Source organism: Megasphaera intestinihominis, assembly GCF_040096415.1.
GTDB lineage: Bacteria > Bacillota > Negativicutes > Veillonellales > Megasphaeraceae > Megasphaera > Megasphaera intestinihominis.
In genome coordinates, this window is record NZ_JBBMEU010000005.1 from 30,712 (window position 1) to 51,308 (window position 20,597).

Annotated in this window: 17 protein-coding genes, 1 tRNA gene and 1 riboswitch; of the genes, 16 read left to right on the plus strand and 2 right to left on the minus strand. The window is 56.4% G+C overall.

Translation table 11 applies throughout. The features are described from left to right. Positions 1-15: 15 nt before the first annotated feature. Positions 16-1,095, plus strand: a complete 1,080-nt coding sequence (locus WMO23_RS01685) for a flavodoxin family protein (protein WP_302681006.1) — start codon at positions 16-18, stop codon at positions 1,093-1,095. Between the two features lie 311 nt (positions 1,096-1,406). Here WMO23_RS01685 and rpmB read toward each other — a convergent pair whose 3' ends face one another. Further along, the gene (gene rpmB, locus WMO23_RS01690) at positions 1,407-1,598 is read right to left on the minus strand and encodes a 50S ribosomal protein L28 (protein ID WP_014014995.1); all 192 of its coding nucleotides are present in this window, start codon (positions 1,596-1,598) and stop codon (positions 1,407-1,409) included. Positions 1,599-1,736: 138 nt separating this feature from the next. On the opposite strand from rpmB, the gene recG reads away from it, so the two are divergent. The 15 genes from recG (at position 1,737) to WMO23_RS01765 (ending at position 19,353) form a co-directional block, all read left to right on the plus strand. After that, the gene (gene recG / locus WMO23_RS01695; RefSeq protein ID WP_292105818.1) at positions 1,737-3,776 is read left to right on the plus strand and encodes an ATP-dependent DNA helicase RecG; all 2,040 of its coding nucleotides are present in this window, start codon (positions 1,737-1,739) and stop codon (positions 3,774-3,776) included. 115 nt (positions 3,777-3,891) lie between these two features. Next, the gene (gene guaB, locus WMO23_RS01700) at positions 3,892-5,349 is read left to right on the plus strand and encodes an IMP dehydrogenase (RefSeq protein ID WP_296820842.1); all 1,458 of its coding nucleotides are present in this window, start codon (positions 3,892-3,894) and stop codon (positions 5,347-5,349) included. Positions 5,350-5,367: 18 nt separating this feature from the next. Beyond that, on the plus strand, positions 5,368-6,099 hold the full coding sequence (locus WMO23_RS01705; protein ID WP_036200951.1) for a WecB/TagA/CpsF family glycosyltransferase: 732 nt from the start codon (positions 5,368-5,370) through the stop codon (positions 6,097-6,099). Positions 6,100-6,111: 12 nt separating this feature from the next. After that, positions 6,112-6,762, plus strand: a complete 651-nt coding sequence (locus tag WMO23_RS01710; RefSeq protein ID WP_349173116.1) for a phosphatidylserine decarboxylase — start codon at positions 6,112-6,114, stop codon at positions 6,760-6,762. After that, positions 6,762-7,436: a CDP-alcohol phosphatidyltransferase family protein gene (locus WMO23_RS01715; protein ID WP_020310678.1), complete on the plus strand. Its 675-nt coding sequence runs from the start codon at positions 6,762-6,764 to the stop codon at positions 7,434-7,436. Before WMO23_RS01710 ends, WMO23_RS01715 begins: the two co-directional genes overlap by 1 nt. 20 nt (positions 7,437-7,456) lie before the next feature. Further along, positions 7,457-8,707 (plus strand): glycosyltransferase family 2 protein, encoded by a 1,251-nt coding sequence (locus WMO23_RS01720; RefSeq protein ID WP_020310679.1) that lies wholly within the window; start codon positions 7,457-7,459, stop codon positions 8,705-8,707. Positions 8,708-8,718: 11 nt separating this feature from the next. Beyond that, a complete protein-coding gene (gene surE / locus WMO23_RS01725; protein ID WP_020310680.1) occupies positions 8,719-9,477 on the plus strand; it encodes a 5'/3'-nucleotidase SurE in 759 nt (252 codons plus the stop codon). Further along, complete coding sequence (locus tag WMO23_RS01730) at positions 9,474-9,860, plus strand: cytidine deaminase (protein WP_020310681.1); 387 nt, start codon at positions 9,474-9,476, stop codon at positions 9,858-9,860. The genes surE and WMO23_RS01730 overlap by 4 nt, the downstream gene beginning before the upstream one ends. A 175-nt stretch (positions 9,861-10,035) precedes the next feature. Next, positions 10,036-10,123, plus strand: a riboswitch (glycine riboswitch). Between the two features lie 105 nt (positions 10,124-10,228). Further along, positions 10,229-11,614, plus strand: coding sequence for an alanine/glycine:cation symporter family protein (locus WMO23_RS01735; RefSeq protein WP_020310682.1), 1,386 nt, complete (start codon positions 10,229-10,231; stop codon positions 11,612-11,614). 104 nt (positions 11,615-11,718) lie between these two features. After that, positions 11,719-11,802: transfer RNA gene (locus WMO23_RS01740), tRNA-Leu, on the plus strand. Between the two features lie 135 nt (positions 11,803-11,937). Beyond that, positions 11,938-12,441 carry a nitroreductase family protein gene (locus WMO23_RS01745; RefSeq protein WP_020310683.1) on the plus strand — a complete coding sequence of 168 codons (504 nt, stop codon included), beginning with the start codon at positions 11,938-11,940 and terminating at the stop codon, positions 12,439-12,441. Positions 12,442-12,586: 145 nt separating this feature from the next. Then, positions 12,587-13,318 (plus strand): twin-arginine translocase subunit TatC, encoded by a 732-nt coding sequence (gene tatC / locus WMO23_RS01750; RefSeq protein WP_051132441.1) that lies wholly within the window; start codon positions 12,587-12,589, stop codon positions 13,316-13,318. Positions 13,319-13,470: 152 nt separating this feature from the next. Beyond that, positions 13,471-16,905 (plus strand): pyruvate carboxylase, encoded by a 3,435-nt coding sequence (locus WMO23_RS01755; protein WP_292281754.1) that lies wholly within the window; start codon positions 13,471-13,473, stop codon positions 16,903-16,905. 156 nt (positions 16,906-17,061) lie between these two features. Further along, complete coding sequence (locus WMO23_RS01760; protein ID WP_020310686.1) at positions 17,062-17,733, plus strand: 2Fe-2S iron-sulfur cluster-binding protein; 672 nt, start codon at positions 17,062-17,064, stop codon at positions 17,731-17,733. A 9-nt stretch (positions 17,734-17,742) separates the two neighbouring features. Then, on the plus strand, positions 17,743-19,353 hold the full coding sequence (locus WMO23_RS01765) for an FAD-dependent oxidoreductase (protein WP_292281752.1): 1,611 nt from the start codon (positions 17,743-17,745) through the stop codon (positions 19,351-19,353). Here WMO23_RS01765 and WMO23_RS01770 read toward each other — a convergent pair. Next, on the minus strand, positions 19,350-20,543 hold the full coding sequence (locus WMO23_RS01770; protein WP_292281750.1) for an MFS transporter: 1,194 nt from the start codon (positions 20,541-20,543) through the stop codon (positions 19,350-19,352). The genes WMO23_RS01765 and WMO23_RS01770 overlap by 4 nt on opposite strands. Between the last annotated feature and the right edge of the window lie 54 nt (positions 20,544-20,597).

The window sequence follows — 20,597 nt, forward strand, 5'->3', positions numbered from 1 at the left end:
GAAGGGGGCCTTGCCATGTTGTTGGTCGTCAAGGTCGGCTGGGAGGAAGCGGGCCACACGGAACGAATCCGGCGCGTCCTCGACCGGGCCCTGGCCGGGTGGACGTATACCGTCATCGAACGGGAAAAGGCCTTTTTGCGCTGGTGCGTCCGCACGCCGGCGGAAAAAGAGGGGACAGCCGTCCTCTTTGCCGTCGCCCTGCCCAGGGCCGGCGTCAGCCTGTCCTATGTCCACCTCGTATCCTGCCTGGTCCGCCACCGTCACTGCCTGGCCGGCTGCCGCGGTGCCGTCCTCGTCGACGGGCAGGGGGAATTTTTTACAAAAAAAATAGGCCGGGAGCTGATTTTCTTTGCCAATCAGGCCGGCTGTATCTTTCCCGGGAAGCCTCTCGTCGAGGCTACGGGCTCTCTCTATAATTTTAATACCCAGGCCAAGATCCAGGGCCTCTCTAATGAAGAGGCCTATGCCGTCAGTGCCGGCCACCTGGTCAACAAGCTGCTGTCCTTCGTTCGCCCGTCCGGGTCAGGGAAGGTCAAAGATATCGTCGTCATCCACGCCAGCAGCCGCCGCACGTCGAATACGCTCCTCCTCTGGGAGATGGTCCGCTGCCATCTGCAGGGGAAGGCGAAGGTCACGGAGATTTCCCTGCGCAACGGCAGCGTCGTCGACTGCCGGGGCTGCAGCTACGAAACGTGCCTCCACTTCGGCGAAAAAGGGGACTGCTTCTACGGCGGCGTCATGGTCGAAAAAGTCTATCCCGCTGTGCGCCAGGGCGACGTCATCGTCCTGGTCTGCCCGAACTACAACGACGCCGTCAGCGCCAACATCACGGCCTTCTTCAACAGGCTGACGGCCCTGTTCCGCAAGGAAGAGGCGGCCTTTGCCAATAAGGAAGTTTACGCCCTGGTCGTCTCCGGCTACAGCGGCGGCGACATCGTGGCCGAACAGATACTGGACGCCATGAACTGCAACAAGAACTTCATCCTGCCGCCGTACTTCGCCCTCATCGAAACGGCCAACGACCCCAAGAGCATCCTCCGGAACGCCGGCATCGAAGACCGGGCGGCCCGCCTGGCAAAATACATATGCATGTAGGGGCTCGCACGTGGCGAGCCCGCTCCAGGATATGTGCGATTCCCCGTTCATTTCGTTGGGGAAATCACACAAATTCCCAACGGGTCGCCCACGTGGCGCCCCCTACGAGCTACGAACCACGAAAAAAGGGACTGTCGCATGAAGGTTTATTCTATCATGCGAGGTCCCTTTCTCTTTGTAGTTTGTAGTACGGAGTTTGTAGTTTGCAGATGACAGCTTTAAATTTTTAAACATTCACTGCAAACTAAAAACTACAAACTTTAAACTAAAAAAGAGGCTGTCTTAATGTGACAGCCTCTTTTTTATCATCCTTAAACATCACGCTGGACTTTACCGGAACGAAGGCAACGAGTGCAAACATTAACTCGTTTTACTTCGCCGTCGACGACAGCGCGGACACGCTGGATATTCGGTTTCCAGGTTTTTTTCGTTTTCAAGTGGGAATGGCTGACATTCATGCCGCTCATTGTTCCTTTACCACAGATTTCGCAAAAGTTTGCCATTGGTTACACCTCCCTGCACCATCACAGTACAACATATAAATCTTATCACAGATTATTAGGCAAAGCAAGTTTTATTTTTTAAAAAAGCCTACGAAATATGATACAATAAAAACGAATATTTGACAAGGAGTTTTTGGTATGAATTTTTCCATTCGCGATTTAAAAGGCATCGGACCGCGCAAAGAAGCCCTGTTTGCCCGGCTCCATCTGACGACGGTGTCCGATTTATTACAATATATGCCCCGCGATTATGAAGACCGCAGCCACATCTGGCCCATCGGCCAGGCGCCGTGCGGGACGGGGAAAGCCGTCCTGGTCTGCGGGACCGTGGCCTCTGTCCAGGAAATGCGGCCCCGCCGGGGCCTCTCCATCTTGAAGGTCATGGTCAGCGACGGCACGGGGGCGGCCGAACTGGTCTGGTTCAATCAGGCCTTCAAGAAACGCCAGTTCCATGTCGGCCTGACCCTGACGGCTTTCGGCAAGATGGAATGGGCTTACGGCCGCCGCCAGATGAATACGCCCGATACGGAAGAAGGGCGGGCTGGCGGCGATGGCTTCGTCCCCGTCTACGGCCTGACCGACGGCCTGCGCCAGCAGGATATCCGCAAGGCCGTGCGCCAGGCCCTGGACCTGGCCAGGGAACATCCGGACATCCTGCCCGGCTGGGACGGCTGCCGTCAGTCGCCTTTTGCCGCCATGTCGACGCTCGAAGCCTATGAGCAGATACATTTCCCTGATTCTATGGAGAAACGGGAACAGGCCCGGCGCCAGCTGGCCTTTGAAGAGCTCTTCGACATGCAGCTCGGCCTGCTCCTGCGCCGGCGCCATGAAGGCAAGCGCCAGGGCATCAAATGCGGCCCTAACGGCCATCTGCTCAAGGCCTTCTATGACCACCTGCCCTTTACCCTGACGAAAGGCCAGACCCAGGCCTTCCTCGATATCCAGGCCGATATGGAGAGCGAAGTGCCCATGCAGCGTCTGGTCCAGGGCGATGTCGGCTCCGGCAAGACCGTCGTCGCCGCCCTGGCCCTGGCCAAGATCGTAGAGAACGGCTATCAAGGGGCCCTCATGGCGCCGACGGGCATCCTGGCGGCTCAGCACTATGAAGAATTCTGCCGCCTCTTTCAGGGCCTGGACGTCCGCATCGCCTTGCTGACGGGCAGGACGACGGCTAAGGAACGGCAGCAGCTCCTGGAAGAACTGGCCCAGGGGCGCATCGACATCCTCATCGGGACTCACGCCCTGATACAGGACGACGTGGCCTTCCGCTGCCTGGGCCTGGTCGTCACGGACGAACAGCACCGCTTCGGCGTCCGCCAGCGGTCGGCGCTGGAACAAAAGGGGAAGGAGCCACATGCCCTGTTCATGACGGCCACGCCCATTCCCCGGACGCTGACCTTGTCCCTCTACGGCGACCTCGACGTGTCGTCCATCCGCGAGCTGCCGCCAGGGCGGAAACGGGTCAAGACCTATGCCGTCGGCGAAGCCCTGCGCCGGCGGGTCTATATCTTCATGGACAAGCTCATGGCCCAGGGCCAGCAGTGCTACGTCGTCTGTCCCCTCGTCGAGGCCTCGGAAAGCGTCGATTTACAGGCGGCGACGGACCTCTACGAAGAACTGCGGTCCCGCGTCTTCAAAAAGCGCACGTGCGGCCTCGTCCACGGCCGTATGGCCGGCAAAGAGAAAGAAGCCGTCATGGAGGCCTTTCAGAAAGGGGATATCCAGCTCCTGGTCGCGACGAGCGTCATCGAAGTCGGCGTCAACGTCCCCAATGCGACGGTCATGTTCATCGACGGCGCCGAACGCTTCGGCCTGGCCCAGCTCCACCAGCTGCGGGGCCGCGTCGGCCGCGGCGATCTGCAGGCCTATTGCATCCTCATGGCCAAAGGCGGCAGCGATGAGACGCGGCAGCGCCTGAAATGGATGGAACAGATACACGACGGCTTCACGCTGGCTGAAAAAGACCTGCTCCTGCGCGGTTCGGGACAGCTCTTCGGCTATATGCAGCATGGCCTGCCCGATTTGAAAGCTGCCGATATTATAAACGACGTACCTCTCCTGGCGGCGGCCCGCGATGCGGCCCGGCAATGGTGGCTGGGCCACGAAGACCTGGGGAAAGCAGAAGCGGCATTAAAGAGACGCTTTGGCCATACTTTTGCCGGCCTTTTAAATAACTGATAGAAATTTGCTGTAATATATGTACATAAGAGCTGATTTCAGTTATAATAGGGGATAAGCTATTTAGGGGTATTTCCCCTTAGTTTCTTATATTTTTCAAAACAGAGGTGCAAATATGAGATCTGATAAATTTGGTATGAGAGGTTTGACATTTGATGACGTTCTCCTGGTTCCGGCAAAATCGGACGTACTCCCGAAGGAAGTCGACGTTTCGACGAACCTGACGCGCGATATCAAACTGAATATTCCTATTATGAGCTCTGGTATGGATACCGTTACAGAAGCTCCTATGGCTATTGCCGTAGCCCGCGAAGGCGGCATCGGCGTTATTCATAAGAACATGTCCATTGCCGCCCAGGCGCGGGAAGTCGACAAAGTAAAGCGGTCGGAACACGGCATCATCATCGACCCGATTTTCCTTCATCCCGATAATCTCCTGGCCGATGCCAATGAATTAATGGGCAAATACCGCATCTCCGGCGTACCTATCACGGTCGACGGCAAACTCGTCGGCATCATCACCAACCGCGATATACGCTTTGAAGAAGACATGAGCCGCCGCATCGGTGACATCATGACCAAAGAAAACCTGATCACTGCTCCTGTCGGCACGTCCCTGGCAGAAGCCAAAGAAATTCTCCGCAAGCACCGCATTGAAAAATTACCCCTTGTCGATAAAGAAGGCAACCTCCAGGGCCTCATCACCATCAAGGATATCGAAAAGGCTACAAAATACCCGAATTCTGCCAAAGATGGCAACGGCCGTCTCCTGGTCGCTGCTGCTGTCGGCGTAACCCATGACATGACCGACCGTCTCGACGCTCTCGTCGCTGCCAAAGTCGACGTCGTCGTCATCGATACGGCTCACGGCCATTCCCTGGGCGTCCTCAATACGCTGAAAGAAATCAAGAAGATGTACCCGCATCTCCCGGTCATCGCCGGCAACGTCGCTACGGGTGCCGCTACGGAAGCCCTCATCGAATGCGGCGTCGACGCCGTCAAAGTCGGCATCGGCCCTGGCTCCATCTGCACGACCCGTATCGTCGCTGGTATCGGCGTACCGCAGATCACGGCCGTCTATGAATGTGCTAAAGTCGCTCAGCGCTATGGTATCCCCATCATCGCCGACGGCGGCATCAAATATTCCGGTGATATGGCCAAAGCCATCGCTGCCGGCGGCAACGTCGTCATGATGGGCAACCTCCTGGCCGGCACGGAAGAAAGCCCGGGCGAAACGGTCATCTATCAGGGCCGCAGCTACAAAGAATACCGCGGCATGGGTTCCCTGGCCGCTATGGAATGTGGCAGTAAGGACCGTTACTTCCAGGAAGATGCCAAGAAGCTCGTCCCCGAAGGCATCGAAGGCCGTGTACCGTACAAAGGACCGGCAGCTGACACGATTTACCAGATGGTCGGCGGTCTCCGCGCATCCATGGGCTACTGTGGCTGCCACAACATTAAAGAAATGATTGAAAATACGCAGTTCATCCAGATCACCGCAGCCGGTCTTCGTGAAAGCCATCCTCACGATGTCAACATCACGAAAGAAGCTCCGAACTACAGCGTAAACTAAGCAGGGCGGAGGGATACGTTGATTAGTACAATCGATATCTTGTCCATCCCCATATGGAACGTCACTATGGAAGAAGCCCGGAACCTGGCCTTTAAGTGCATCGACGAAGGCCGGGCCGCTTCCATTGCGACGGCCAATGCAGAAATGGTCATGCGGGCCCAGACGGACCGCGAACTGGCCCATATCCTCCAGCATGCCGACCTGGTAGTTCCCGATGGGGCCGGCGTCCTGTGGGCTGCAGAACAGCAGGGCAAGAAATTTAAAGAACGCGTGACAGGTGTCGATTTGGCGTGCAGTCTGCTCCAAGAAGCAGCCGCACGCCAAACGGCTGTCTACCTCTTTGGCGGTGCCCCGGGCATTGCCGAACAGGCTGCGGCCAATGTGCAGCAGCAACTGGGGTCCCTGAACATCGTCGGGACTCATTCGGGATTCTTTTCGGCTGACGAAGAACAGGGTATCATTGAAGATATCCGCAGCAAGGGGACGCGCATCCTCTTGGTCGCCCTCGGCGTGCCGAAACAGGAAAAATGGATATCTGAGCATCTCTACGAACTCGGCCCCTGCGTCTGTATGGGCGTCGGCGGGACCTTCGACGTCCTGGCTGGCAAAGCCGGCCGGGCTCCGAAATGGATGCAGGACAACCGCCTGGAATGGCTCTATCGCCTGTTGAAGGAGCCGACGCGGTTCAAACGCATGCTGGCGCTGCCGAAATTCGTCGCGGCTGTCAAGCTGGGCGGCCGGCCTAAGTGATGAGGTGATGAGTTGAAAAGTGATGTCTTGAACAAACCTTATATCGTAGAAGACGGATACCCCTTCATTATCGTGCCTCTGTTACTGGCTGTGGCAGCAGGCTATTTCATCAATGCCTACGCCGTGGTTCCGCTGCTGCTGCTGGCTGCGTATTTCACCTATTTCTTCCGCAACCCCAGCCGGACCATGCCGACAGACGACCATCTCCTGGTGTCGCCGGCTGACGGGACTGTCGTCGGCGTCGAAGAAGTGGAAGAAGATGCCTATCTCAACCAGAAGTGCTGGAAAATCATCATTTTCCTGTCCATCTTCGATGCCCATGTCAACCGGGCACCGCTGCCGGGGACCATTGATTTCCAGCAGTATACGTGCGGCCGCTTCCGTCCGGCTTATAAAGAAGGCGTCGGCTATGAAAATGAACGCTATTCCATCGGCATCCATTCAGCCCATACGGATATCCTGGTCACCATCATTGCCGGCATCCTGGCGCGGCGCATCGTCTCCTGGGTCACCTTGGGCGATGAACTGCAGCACGGCCAGCTCTACGGCATGATCAAATTCGGGTCGTGTGCAGAAATCTATGTCCGCGACAATGTGGAAATCACCGTCAAGAAGGGCCAGAAGGTCCGTGCTGGTAAATCCGTCATAGGGAGGATAGTTTAATGAAAAATGTAATACCATGTTTGTTTACGTCAGGAAACCTCAGCTTCGGGGTCCTGAGTATGATTATGACCCTCCACGGGCTCTATACCTGGGCCGGTGTCTGCATCCTGCTGGCCATGGTCTGCGACGCCTGCGACGGCCGCTCGGCCCGCGCCCTTGGTGTCGCCGGTGATTTCGGCAAGGAACTCGACTCCTTATCCGACGTCGTATCCTTTGGGGCCGCTTCGGCTTTCCTGATCTATTCTTATTCACTCCAGTCCCTGGGCTGGATCGGCGCCATCCCGGCCATCATCTACGCCGCTCTCGGCGGTATCCGCCTGGCCCGGTTCAACCTCAACACCGGCGTCATCCACGGCTATTTCCAGGGGATGCCGATTCCTAATGGCGGCTGCCTCATTGCGACGTACGTCATTTCCGGCGCCGTCCTGCCGGCATGGCTGCTGGCCATCTTCGTCGTCCTCCTGGGCTACCATCTGGTCAGCAAGGTCCATAACCCCGATTTCAAAGGGGCCAGCCCGGACGTGCTCCACAAATCGGCCCTGGCCATTTCCCTCATCTTCGGCGTTCTGGTCCTGGTCTTCGTCGACTTCCATCTGATCATCACCATGCCTTTCTTACTGTATATCGTCTTCGGGTTAGTCAATACGGCCATGAACGTCGCAGCTGCTCGCTAAGTCTTTAGGGAGAGTCGCATATGGAACACATCTTGGATATCATCATGATACCCATACAGGTCATCATCGTTTTTTATTCCCTCTATTATTTCATCCTCGCCTGCTTCGGCCTCATGAAGCGGCGGGAACGCATTACGGTAGCGCCTAAGAATACCTTCGCTGCCGTTATTTGCGCGCATAATGAAGAAAAAGTCGTCTGGCAGCTCATCGACAATCTGAAACAGCTCCACTATCCGAAGGATATGTACGACATCTACGTCGTCGCCGACAACTGCACGGACCATACGGCCGACATCTGCCGCGAGCACGGGGCCATCGTCAAGGTGCGGACCAACAAGGAACAGGTCGGCAAGGGCTATGCCCTGGACTGGATGTTCTCGCAGATGCTGGCCCAGGAGAAGCAGTATGACGCCTTCGTCGTCTTCGATGCGGACAACCTGGTCCATCCGGAATTCCTGCGGGAAATGAACAACCACCTCTGCAAGGGGGAAAAGGTCATCCAGGGCTATATGGATTCCAAGAATCCGACGGACTCGTGGATTGCCGGCACCTTTTCCATCGCCTTCTGGCTCATCAACCACATGTGGCACCTGGCCAAGTACAACATCGGCTTGTCTACGGCCCTGGGCGGCACGGGCATGTGCATCGCCACGGAAATCGTCCGCAAGTACGGCTGGGGCTGTGACTGCCTGACGGAAGACATGGAATTTTCCATGAAAGTCCTCCTCGAAGGCGTCCGCACCTGCTGGGCCCATGATGCCATCATTTACGACGAAAAGGTCGTCGGCTTCATGCAGTCCTGCCGCCAGCGCAAGCGTTGGGCCCAGGGCCAGTGTGACTGCGGCGAACGCTTCATTCCCAAGCTCTTCGCCCGGGGTATCAAGACCGGCAACATCCGCATGCTCGACGGCATCGTCACCTTGTCCCAGCCATTTTTCATGATGGCTTCGACCATTTACGCCGTCCTGGCTTCGATTAATTCGTACCTGCCCTTCTATACGAATATCCTCAATGCCATCGTGCCCGTCCAGATTTGGACCATCATCGGCGTCGGCCAGTACCTCATTCCGGTCATCGTCCTCTTGCAGATCAAGGTGCCGCCGAAATCATGGGCATACCTCATTATTTATCCGATTTTCATGTACAGCTGGATCCCTGTCAACTTCCTCGGTTTCAAAGACCGGCACAAGATGAAATGGAGCCACACCCTGCACACGCGGGCCCTGTCTTATGAAAGCGCGGCCTTATTGCGTAAAGAAAATAAGAAGTAAGGAGATAGACTATGCATATTTTGTTGACCAATGATGACGGATTGAAAGCGCCGGGTCTTCAGACGCTAAAACGGGAACTGGCATCTCATGACTGCCGCCTGACTGTCGTTGCGCCCAATGGCCAGCGCAGTGCGGCGTCTCATTCCATGACCATCAACAAGGCCCTCTACTGCCGCGACGAATCGACGGTACAGGGAATCCGGGAAATCGCCGTATCCGGTACGCCTGTGGACTGCGTCAAGATGGCTATGGAATATTTCCTCAAAGAAGATAAACCGGACCTCATCATTTCCGGCATCAACGACGGCTATAACCTGGGCAGCGACGTCCTCTATTCCGGGACCGTGTCGGCGGCCATGGAAGGGCCGTATTACGGCCTGCCGGCCTTTGCCGTATCCATGCTGGGCATGACCGATGAACGCTGCGCTCAGACGGCCCACCTCGTCTGGGACCTGGTCCAGAAGCTCGTCGTCAAAGGCCGCTTCCCGGGCATCGCCAACATCAACGTGCCGCCAGAAGGGGCTGTCAGCCTGGACAACGTCCGCGTCGTGCCCCAGACGGTCCAGATTTACCACAATGTCATCGCTGAGAAACGCGACCTCGACGGCAGCGTCTGCTATCGTATCGTCGGCGATATCGACATGACGACGGCTCCCGACGACAGCGATGTCGCCTGCATCCGCCAGGGTCATATCGCCCTGACGCCGCTCAAATGGCAGCAGACGGCCGACCGGGTCATGGACCACTTAAAAGGATGTCTGTCACTATGACTGATGAAGAACTCATAGAAAAAGCGAAAGCCTACCGCGCTCATTCGTACAGCCCGTATTCTCATTTTCCCGTCGGCGCCGCCGTCCTGGCCGCGTCGGGGAAGGTCTATGGCGGCTGCAATATCGAGAATTCCAGTTATCCCCTGGGCAACTGTGCCGAACGGACGGCTATCTTCAAGGCCGTATCCGAAGGGGAGCGGGACTTTACGGCTATTGCCATCGTCGCCGATACGCCCGGCCCCTGTTCGCCCTGCGGCGCCTGCCGGCAGGTCATGGCCGAATTCCATATCCCCAAGGTCATCATGGCCAACCTGAAAGGGGAATGGTGCGTCGTCACGATGGATCAGCTCCTGCCGTACGCCTTTTCTGACACAGATTTATAAAGAAAGTTCGCTGAATACGGACAAATTTCCGTAAAGGGCTTGCATTTTTTAAGAAGCCGGTTTATAATAACAATCACATCATACATATTGCGTGAACGAAACACACGGGAGAAGGCAATGCCTACCGACGGAGTCAAACTCTCAGGTGCCCCCGCAAAGGGGTGGGACCGTGTGTGGACACAACTCTGGAGAGTCCCGTTTGGGCGCCGAAGGTGCAAGGAAGCGATTCCTAATCTCTCAGGCAAAAGGACAGAGCTGGCAGAACGACCTTTCTTTTTCTGCGACCCTTAGGACCTATCTTCAGAGTGATGATGATAGGTCTTTTTTCATGTCGTTATAATTACCATAACAAAAGGGGAGTATGAAAGATGTTAGAAACGTTGAATGCCATTGATAGTTTTGTCTGGGGTCCGCCCTTGCTGGTGCTGCTCATCGGCACCGGCCTGATGCTGACTGTCCGCCTCCATTTGCTCCAGGTCTTCCGCCTGCCGAGAGCGCTGAAGCTCATCTTCACGGCCAAGAACCAGGGCGAAGGCGACGTAGACAGCTTCAAGGCCCTGTGCACGGCCCTGGCCGCTACGGTCGGGACAGGCAACATCGTCGGTGTCGCTACGGCCGTCCATGCCGGCGGCCCGGGCGCTATCTTCTGGATGTGGATGGCCGCTTTCGTCGGCATGGCCACGAAATACGCCGAAGGCTGTCTGGCCGTCAAATATCGCACGGTCGACAAGAACGGCGATATTGCCGGCGGCCCGATGTACTACATCGAAAACGGCCTGGGCAAGAAATATAAGCCCTTGGCTTTCTTGTTCGCCTTCTTCGGCGTCCTCGTCGCCTTCTTCGGCATCGGGACTTTCGCGCAGGTCAATTCCATCGTTGAAATCACGCGCCTGACGACGAGCATCCCCGTCGAATACACGGCCATCGTATTGACTATCCTCGTCGCTGCCATCACCATCGGCGGCCTCCAGTCCATCGCCCGCGTCGCTTCCAAAATCGTCCCGGCCATGGCTGTCATCTATGTCGTTTCTACGGTCGCTTTCCTCGTCGTCTTTGCCGACCAGATCCCGGCTGCTGTTGAACAGATCATCGTCAGCGCCTTCACACCGACGGCTGCAGCTGGCGGCTTCCTCGGTGCCACGGTATTGGTTGCTATGCGCAACGGCGTTGCCCGCGGCGTCTTCTCCAATGAATCGGGCCTGGGCAGTGCACCTATCGTAGCTGCTGCTGCCAAAACGAAATGGCCGGCTGAACAGGGCCTCATTTCCATGACCGGTACCTTCATCGACACCATCATCATCTGCACTTTGACCGGTTTGGTCCTGGTCGTCAGCGGTGCCTGGATGGGCGATGTCAACGGCGCAGCCCTGACCAATGCGGCTTTCACCATGGCTTTCCCGACCTACGGCAGCATCATCCTCTGCGTCGGCCTGACCTTGTTCGCCTTCACGACCATCCTCGGCTGGAACTACTACGGTGAACGCTGCGTCGAATACCTCGTCGGCGTCAAAGGTATCATGCCGTACCGCATCATCTTCATCGCCCTCGTCGCCTGCGGCGCTTTCATCAAACTCGACGTCATCTGGGTCCTGGCTGATATCGTCAACGGCCTCATGGCTATCCCGAACCTCATCGCCCTCATCGGCCTGTCTGGCGTCGTTGTAGCCGAAACGAAGAAATACTTCGCTCATTTGAAAGAAGAAGAAATGGTCGTAGCCAAAGATTCGGAAGAAAAAGTACCGGCTGGCCATTAAGTCGTAAAAATTTTCAAAAAAAAATACTTGACGATTCCGTTAGTTATGGTATAATTCTTCTTGTGCCAAGCACTGAAACACCATGTGCCGGGCACAAGAGATATGCCGGGGTGGCGGAATGGCAGACGCACCTGACTCAAAATCAGGCGGGTAACACCGTGAGGGTTCAAGTCCCTCCCTCGGCACCAAGCAAAGAGGCTTGTCGCATAGCGGCAAGCCTCTTTTTCATCATTCGTGATGGAAGCCTATACAACTTCTTTTTCTTTCTATCTATATATGTTATAATGAGATAGATATATGATTATAGGAGGGAGTCGATTCACATGAACGAAATCTTTGCCAGACGGAGTATCCGTAAATTTTTACCGACCATGGTAGAAGATGAAAAGATAGAACAGTTACTGCGTGCCGCTATGGCCGCTCCTTCGGCTGGGAACCAGCAGCCCTGGGAATTCTACGTCGTCCGCGACAAACGGGTCATCCAGGACCTGTCCCACTGCAGTCCTTATGCCGGCTGTGCTGCCGGTGCTTCCTTGGCCATCGTCGTCTGTTCCCGCGATGAAAACATGCGTTTTCCGGCTTTCATCAACCTCGACCTCAGCGCAGCTGTCGAAAACATCCTGCTCGAAGCAGTACACCTCGACCTCGGTGCCGTATGGCTCGGCGTCGCCCCGTATAAGGCCCGCGAAGTCCTCGTCCGCCGGTCCCTCGGCGTTCCCCAGGGCCTGACCCCGTTCGCCATCGTCGCCATGGGCTATCCTCAGGCTACGGCCGAAGAAAAACCCCGCGAAGACCGCTACGACCCGTCGCGCGTACATTATGTATGATTAGTTTGTAGTACAGAGTTTGTGGTTTGCAGAGAAAGGTTTAAATTTAAAGCCATCCGCTAACCACTAACAACTAACTACTACCAACTTAAAAGGGCTTGTCGTCATACGACAAGCCCTTTTATACACCTGAAAGGAAAATCCCATGTCTGAAGAACGAGCTCCTATTACTTTCCATCTGGAGGAATTGCGGCGGCGCATCATCGTCTGCCTCGTGGCCTGGCTGGTGGGCAGTATTATTTCCTATATATATGCTGAAGATATTATCGCCGTCATTTCGGCTCCTGCCGGGAAATTGTATTTCCTCAATCCGGCAGAAGTCTTTTTTTCTTATATAGAGATCGCCGCCTTTGCCGGTTTCATCGGGACCCTGCCCATCCACTGCTTCGAGTTCTGGCGCTTCCTGCGGCCTGCCCTGCGCGGCGGGGAAGTGAAGACGGCCTTGTGGTTCATCCCGTCGGCGCTGCTTCTCTTCTATGGCGGATCGGCCTTTGCCTTTTTCTTTGTCCTGCCGGCAGCGGTCCAGTTCTTCATGGACTTTGCCACGGTGTCGTTGCAGCCTATGTTTTCTTTGTCGGCATATTTATCCTTTTTTATCGCTTTCCTCCTGCCCTTTGCCCTGGGCTTTGAACTGCCTTTGGTCCTGCTGGTCCTGTCCCGCCTGGGCCTGGTGACGGTGGCCATGCTGAAGGGCAAGCGCCGCGTCTTCGTTATCCTGGCCTTCATCTTTGCCGGTGTCGTGTCGCCGACGACGGATATGTTTACGCAGACCTGTATTGCCGTTCCCATGATTGTCTTATATGAAGGAACAATCATCATCATGAGGGCGATAAACGGCAGAAGCCGGGGAAACGGGGAAAAGGGCGGAGAAACATGACTTGTATACAGTATTTTTATAAAGACAAAGTGCGCCGTCCCTTGTAATGTTTTCTTATTTTGTTATAATGAAGAAAGCGGTGAATGTATGGGAGTGGACATCTGTGCGTTTACCGGTCTTGACTTAATTTTTCTAAGCAGGAGGGTATTTTCATGAAAAAAATTCGTTCGGTTTTAGTTGCCAACCGCGGGGAAATCGCTATTCGTGTTTTCCGGGCTTGTAATGAACTGGGAATCCGTACTGTAGCTATTTATTCCAAAGAAGATTCGTTATCCCTGCACCGTTTCCGTGCAGATGAATCGTATCTCGTCGGTGAAGGCAAAAAACCGGTAGATGCATATTTAGACATTGAAGATATTATCCGCATTGCTCATGAACATGACGTCGATGCCATCCATCCGGGCTACGGCTTCTTGTCTGAAAATGCGGACCTGGCCAAACGCTGTGAAGAAGAAGGCATTATCTTCATCGGTCCTAAAGTTGAACACCTCATCATGTTCGGCGATAAGATCAATGCCCGTATCCAGGCGAAGAAGGCCGGTATCCAGTACATCCCTGGCAGCGACGGCCCGGTCATGAATTATGCAGAAGTCGAAAAATTCGCTAAACAGGTCGGCTTCCCGATCATGCTGAAAGCTGTCAACGGCGGCGGCGGCCGCGGTATGCGTATGGTCGACCGCATGGCTGATCTCCGCGATGCCTACGACCGCGCGAAATCGGAAGCGAAACTGGCTTTTGGCAACGATGAAATTTATTTGGAAAAATGCATTGTCAATCCGAAACACGTCGAAGTCCAGATCATGGGCGACGAACACGGCAATGTCATCCATCTCTTTGAACGGGACTGCTCCATCCAGCGCCGTCATCAGAAAGTCGTCGAAACGGCTCCGGCTTCGGCCCTGCCTGTCGAACTGCGTCAGAAAATCTGCAACGCTGCCCTGAAATTGATGAAGAACGTCCATTACGTCAACGCCGGGACGGTCGAATTCCTGGTTACGCCGGACGGCGAATTCTACTTCATCGAAGTCAACCCGCGCGTACAGGTCGAACATACCGTTACGGAAATGATCACGGGCATTGACATCGTCCAGACCCAGATCAAAGTCGCCGAAGGCTACGCCCTCGACAGCGACGAAATCGGCATCAAGTCCCAGGACGACGTCCGCTGCCTGGGCGACGCCATCCAGTGCCGTATCACGACGGAAGACCCGATGAACAACTTCATGCCTGATTCGGGCAAGATCATGGTATACCGCAGCGGCGGCGGCTTTGGCGTCCGCCTCGACAGCGGCAATGCCTACACCGGCGCCATCATCACGCCGTACTACGATTCGCTGCTGGTCAAGACGACGACTTATGGCCGGACCCATAAGGAAGCAGCTGAAAAGATGCTCCGCGTCCTCAAGGAATTCCGTATCCGCGGCGTCAAGACCAACATCGGCTTCTTGATCAACGTCCTCAAGAGTCCGGAATTCATCGCCGGTACGTATAACGTCAACTTCATCGACGACCATCCGGAACTGTTCAACCTGCCCGTCGTCCAGGACCGCGGCACGAAGCTCCTCAAATACATTGGCAATACGACCATCAACGGTTATGCCGACGCCGGCCATCAGGACAAACCGGAATTTGAAGCCCTGGAACTGCCGACGCCTGTTGCCGGCCCGTATCCGGATGGGACGAAGCAGAAATTCGATGCCATGGGACCGGAAAAATTCTCCCAGTGGATCAAAGACCAGAAGAAAGTCTTCTTTACCGATACGACCATGCGTGACGCCCATCAGTCCCTGTTCGCGACGCGCGTCCGCTCCATCGATATGCTCCGCGTCCTGGAAGCGGCTTCCAAGAAATTGCCGAACCTCTTCTCCTATGAATGCTGGGGCGGCGCAACCTTCGACGTAGCCTACCGCTTCCTCTATGAAGACCCGTGGGTCCGCCTGCACCAGATGCGCAAGAAAGCGCCGAACATCCTCTTGCAGATGCTCGTCCGCGGTGCCAATGCCGTCGGCTATACAAGCTATCCCGACAACGTCGTCAAGAACTTCATCGACCTGTCGGCCAAGAACGGCATCGACGTCTTCCGCGTCTTCGACAGCCTCAACAGCCTGGACAACATGTATGGCACGATCCAGGCCGTCCGCGAAAACAACAAGCTCGCCGAAGTCGCCCTCTGCTACACTGGCGATATCCTCGACCCGGCCCGCGATAAATACGATCTGAAATACTATGTCAACATGGCCAAGGAATTGCAGAATGCCGGCGCCAATATCATCGCCATCAAGGATATGGCCGGCCTCTTGAAACCGGAAGCCGCTTACCGCCTGGTATCGGCCCTGAAAGATGCCGTCGACCTGCCTATCCATCTCCATACGCACGACGGTTCGGGCAACGCCATCTGCACGTATGACCGCGCCATCGACGCCGGTGTCGACATCGTCGACGTCGCTTATTCCGCCTTTGCCGGCGGCACGAGCCAGCCGAGCATGAGCACCTTGTACTACGCTTTGAGCGGCAAGGACCGCCAGCCCGACCTCGACGTCGATGCCATGGAAGAAATGTCCCGTTACTGGGCTACTGTCCGTCCGTACTATAAGGGCGTCGACAAAGCCGATGCGTATCCGAACACGGAAGTCTACCAGCATGAAATGCCGGGCGGCCAGTTCTCCAACCTGCGCCAGCAGGCCAAAGCCGTCGGCCTCGGCGACCGCTGGAACGAAATCAAGAAGATGTACCACACGGTCAGCATGATGTTCGGCGACATCATCAAAGTTACGCCGTCGTCGAAAGTAGTCGGCGACATGACCTTGTTCATGGTCCAGAACAACCTGACGGAACAGGATGTCTACGATAAAGGCGACGTCCTCGACTTCCCGCAGTCTGTCGTCGAATTCTTTGAAGGCCGCATCGGTATCCCTTATCAGGGCTTCCCGGAAAAACTCCAGAAGATCGTCCTGAAAGGCAAGAAACCCCTTACGGAACGCCCGGGCAAGAGCCTGGCCCCTGTCGATTTCGAAGCGATCCGCAAGAAATTGACCGATGCCGGTTACAAACACGAAGACGAAGACATCAACGCTTACTGCCAGTATCCGAAAGTCTTCAAGGACTTCAACGAAATGGTCAAGAAATACGGCGATGTCAGCGTCCTCGATACACCGACCTTCTTCTTCGGCATGAAGAAGAACGAAGAAGTCCACGTTGAAATCGAAGAAGGGAAGGACCTCATCATCACTCTCATCAACATCAGTGATCCCGATGACAGTGGTGTCCGCACGATTACCTTCATGTTCAACGGTGCGGAACGCGAAATCCAGGTCCAGGATAAGAGCGTCGATATGAAGTCCGTCACCAGCCGCAAGGCCGATCCCGACAAAGCCGGCGACATCGGTGCAACCCTGTCCGGCTCCGTCGTCAAAGTCCTGGTCACGAAAGGCCAGAAAGTCAAGAAAGGCGAACCCTTGGTCGTTACCGAAGCCATGAAGATGGAAACGACCATCACGTCGCCTATCGACGGTACAGTCGGCGAAATCTACGCCACCAAAGACCAGGCCATCATCAGCGGTGACTGCCTGTTGGAAGTACTGGAATAATCGTTATGTAGTATAAAGTTTGTAGTTTGTAGTAGTTGAGGGTTAAATTTTTAGCCATTCACTACAAACTAAAAACTACAAACTATCAACTAAAAAGAGGCTGTCTTAGTACGACAGCCTCTTTTGCCATTCATTCACAAAGGAGTTTTTATCATTATGAAAATGGTAACGGTCTATTTACTGGGCAAGAAATTTTCGGTCCCTGAAGATTTGACGATCATGCGGGCCATGGAATATTCCGGTTTCCGCTTGGTCCGCGGCTGCGGCTGCCGCAGCGGTTTCTGCGGGGCCTGTGCCGTCGTCTACCGCCTGCAGGGCCAGACGGAGACCCATTCGGCCCTGGCCTGCCAGACGAAAGTCGAAGACGGCATGTGCGTCGGCCGCCTGGAATCATTTCCCATCAAGAAACAGACTTACGATATGGACGACCTGCCCGTAGCCGGCAACGTCGTCGGCCAGCTCTATCCGGAAATCTACAACTGCATCCACTGCAACGCCTGTACGCGGAACTGTCCCCAGGGCATCCAGGTCATGAAGTACATCGCCCTGGCCCAGCGCGGTGATTATGCCGGCTGTGCCAAGGAATCCTTCCGCTGTGTCTGCTGCAACATCTGCGCTGCCAGCTGCCCGGCCAAGATCAGTCACGGTGCCGTCGGCCTCCTGGCACGGCGCCTCATGGGCAAGTACATCGCCAAGAAGAGCAGGCACCTGGACCAGCGCGTCCAGGCCATCCGGGAAGGCCAGTTCGTGGCCGACGTCCAGCATCTGATGGCAGCCGGTGACGATGAATTACGCCGCTTATATGAATCGCGGGATATCGAGAAATAGGGGGACATCATGATTTATACAGAAGAAATGCGGGCTTCCCAGGCGCGGGTCGAAGCTACGCGGAATATCCGTTTGTCTGAAGAACTGCCGCGCTTTACGGCAGAAGAGAAGGGGGAACTCCTGCGCCAGTACCATCCGGATTACCATGAAGAAGGCTTTGCCGTCCTGTCCGTCGGCCCCAATAAAGGCGATAAAGTGCCGAAGGAACTGGCCGCCCTGCTGCAGGGCAAGAGCCGCATGGATACGGCCGACGTCGACTTGGACCACATCCAGTTCGAAACGGATGTCCTGGTCATCGGCGGTGGCGGCGCCGGTGCGGCGGCTGCCATCGAAGCGGCACGGCACGGCGCCAAGGTCCTCATGGCGACGAAACTGCGCATGGGCGATGCCAATACGGGCATGGCCGAAGGCGGCATCCAGGCAGCCGACAAGGAAAGCGATTCGCCGGAGGCCCACTATCTCGACGCCATCGGCGGCGGCCATTATAAGAACAAGCCTGAACTGCTGGCCGAACTCGTCCTCCACGGGCCGGAAGCCATCCAGTGGCTCAGCTCGCTGGGCGTCCTCTTCGACAAGAACAGCGACGGCTCCATGGTCACGACCCATGGCGGCGGCACGTCGCGCAAGCGTATGCACGCCTGCGGCGACTATACAGGGGCGGAAATCATGCGCGTCCTCCGCGACGAAGTGCGCAATGCCGGCGTCGACGTCGTCGAATATTCACCGGCTGTGGAACTCCTCCTCGATGGCGAAGGGAAGGCGGCCGGTGCCGTCCTCTATGACTTCGATACCCGGGAATACCACGTCGTCCGGGCCAAGAGCGTCATCATCGCCACAGGCGGTGCCGGCCGCCTCCACTACCAGGGCTTCCCAACGTCCAATCACTACGGCTCGACGGCCGACGGCCTGGTCATGGCCTACCGCGCCGGCGTGCCCCTCATCTATGCCGACGCCATCCAGTACCATCCGACGGGCGCTGCCTATCCGCCGCAGATCTACGGCGCCCTGGTGACGGAAAAGGTCCGCTCTCTCGGGGCCATGCTGGTCAATAAGAACGGCGAAGCCTTCCTCCATCCCCTGGAAACGCGTGACGTCGTCGCAGCGGCCATCATCCGCGAATGTCAGGAACGGGACAAAGGGGTCTATGCCCTCCACGGACCGGCTGTCTGGCTCGACACGCCCATGGTCGACCTCATCAACGGCGAAGGGACCATGGAAAAGCGCCTGCCGGCCATGATCCACATGTATGAAAAATTTGGCATCAATATCCGCAAGCAGCCCATCCTGGTCTATCCGACCCTGCATTACCAGAATGGCGGCATCTGTATCGGCGCCAAGAGTAAAACGAAGATACCCGGCCTCTATGCCGCCGGTGAAGACGTCGGCGGTATCCACGGGACGAACCGCCTCATGGGCAACAGCCTCCTGGATATCATCGTCTTCGGCCGCATTGCCGGGACGGAAGCGGCTGGCTACAGCCAGACGGCCCATCCTGGGAAAGGGACGCTGGACCACGTCCGCCGTTTCGACGAAGAACGGGCAGAAGCCCGCGTCGATGACGACATCCTGTCGCCGAAGCTCCTGCCCAATTACACCCATAACCGCGGCACGCGGGGCTAGGCTTCGTGGAGCTGGCGGGCTTTGCGCTGGACAGCGATACTGATGAACAGCAGCAGGGCGCCGGCTGCCAGGAAGACGTATTTCATGCCCAGGAAGGTGGCGATGACGCCGCCCAGGATGGGGCCGCCCATGGCCCCGACCTGCTGGGCTGAGAACATCAGGCCGAAGACGCGCCCTTTGATGCTGGCACTGGTCTTTTCGGCCAGGATGGCGTTGATCGACGGATAGATGCCGGAGAAGAAGAGGCCGATGGCGAACTGACTGGCCGCAAAGGTATACAGCGTGTCCGGGATGGCCTGGATGAAGAAGAAAATCCCCGCCAGGACCAGGGACAGGCGCAGGGCCTTGACGAAGCCGTGATGCTGGCCGAAGCGTCCCCAGAGCGGAGCCGTAATGGCGCTGGAAAAGCCGCTCATGGAGAAGATGAGGCCTGAAATGAAGACCAGGTTGTCCAGCTCGCCGGCCAGGTGGGAGATGTATGTCGTCAATATGGGCTGGACGATGAGGATGACGACCTGGACCAGGGCGGCACTGACCAGCATCAGGCGGATGACGGGAATCTTCCAGAGGCTGACCTTTTCGCCTTCTGCCCCGGCTGCGGCCGTATCCGCTGCGGCTGTATCCGTCGGCGGTTCTTTGATGAAGAAGACCAGGACGACGAAGTTGAGGAACAGGGCGCCGGCTGCCAGGAAGAAGGACATGCGCATGCCGAAGGCTTCGGCCAGGATGCCGCCGAAGAGGGGGCCGATGATGCCGCCTGCCGTCAGGGCGCCCTGCATGATGCCCAGGCAGATGCCCAGTTTCTTCGGCGGTGCATAGATGGTCATGATGGCCAGTTCCATCGGCCACAGGCCCGATGCGAAGCCCTGGAACATGCGCATGAACGTCAGCTGCAGCGGCGACGTGACGATGCCGCCGAGAAAATAGCTGATCGATAAGAGCAGGCTGGCGCGGATGGCCATGAGCCGCTTGCCCCGCCGGTCGGCCATGCGTCCCCAGATAGGCGCCATGATGGCGCTGATGAGGAAGGTCGACGAAAAGACGACACCGGACCAGATGTTGACCGAGGCCGCATCGACGCCCAGTTCCCGCGTCAGGTACATGGGCAGGAAGGGGATGAGCATGGTATAGCTTGAAGACATGAAGACGACGTTGCAGGTCAGAATGGCCAGACAGAATTTCCAGTTCACGGCGATCACCTTTCTCGTATGGATTGTTAACGTACTAACTTCTTATTATACGCC

What these genes read in the sequence shown, in the direction of transcription:
- WMO23_RS01685 (WP_302681006.1), top strand. Translation starts at nt 16, where the DNA reads ATGTTGTTGGTCGTCAAGGTCGGCTGGGAGGAAGCGGGCCACACGGAA.
- rpmB (WP_014014995.1), bottom strand. Translation starts at nt 1,598, where the DNA reads ATGGCAAACTTTTGCGAAATCTGTGGTAAAGGAACAATGAGCGGCATG.
- recG (WP_292105818.1), top strand. Translation starts at nt 1,737, where the DNA reads ATGAATTTTTCCATTCGCGATTTAAAAGGCATCGGACCGCGCAAAGAA.
- guaB (WP_296820842.1), top strand. Translation starts at nt 3,892, where the DNA reads ATGAGATCTGATAAATTTGGTATGAGAGGTTTGACATTTGATGACGTT.
- WMO23_RS01715 (WP_020310678.1), top strand. Translation starts at nt 6,762, where the DNA reads ATGAAAAATGTAATACCATGTTTGTTTACGTCAGGAAACCTCAGCTTC.
- WMO23_RS01720 (WP_020310679.1), top strand. Translation starts at nt 7,457, where the DNA reads ATGGAACACATCTTGGATATCATCATGATACCCATACAGGTCATCATC.
- surE (WP_020310680.1), top strand. Translation starts at nt 8,719, where the DNA reads ATGCATATTTTGTTGACCAATGATGACGGATTGAAAGCGCCGGGTCTT.
- WMO23_RS01730 (WP_020310681.1), top strand. Translation starts at nt 9,474, where the DNA reads ATGACTGATGAAGAACTCATAGAAAAAGCGAAAGCCTACCGCGCTCAT.
- WMO23_RS01735 (WP_020310682.1), top strand. Translation starts at nt 10,229, where the DNA reads ATGTTAGAAACGTTGAATGCCATTGATAGTTTTGTCTGGGGTCCGCCC.
- WMO23_RS01745 (WP_020310683.1), top strand. Translation starts at nt 11,938, where the DNA reads ATGAACGAAATCTTTGCCAGACGGAGTATCCGTAAATTTTTACCGACC.
- tatC (WP_051132441.1), top strand. Translation starts at nt 12,587, where the DNA reads ATGTCTGAAGAACGAGCTCCTATTACTTTCCATCTGGAGGAATTGCGG.
- WMO23_RS01755 (WP_292281754.1), top strand. Translation starts at nt 13,471, where the DNA reads ATGAAAAAAATTCGTTCGGTTTTAGTTGCCAACCGCGGGGAAATCGCT.
- WMO23_RS01760 (WP_020310686.1), top strand. Translation starts at nt 17,062, where the DNA reads ATGAAAATGGTAACGGTCTATTTACTGGGCAAGAAATTTTCGGTCCCT.
- WMO23_RS01765 (WP_292281752.1), top strand. Translation starts at nt 17,743, where the DNA reads ATGATTTATACAGAAGAAATGCGGGCTTCCCAGGCGCGGGTCGAAGCT.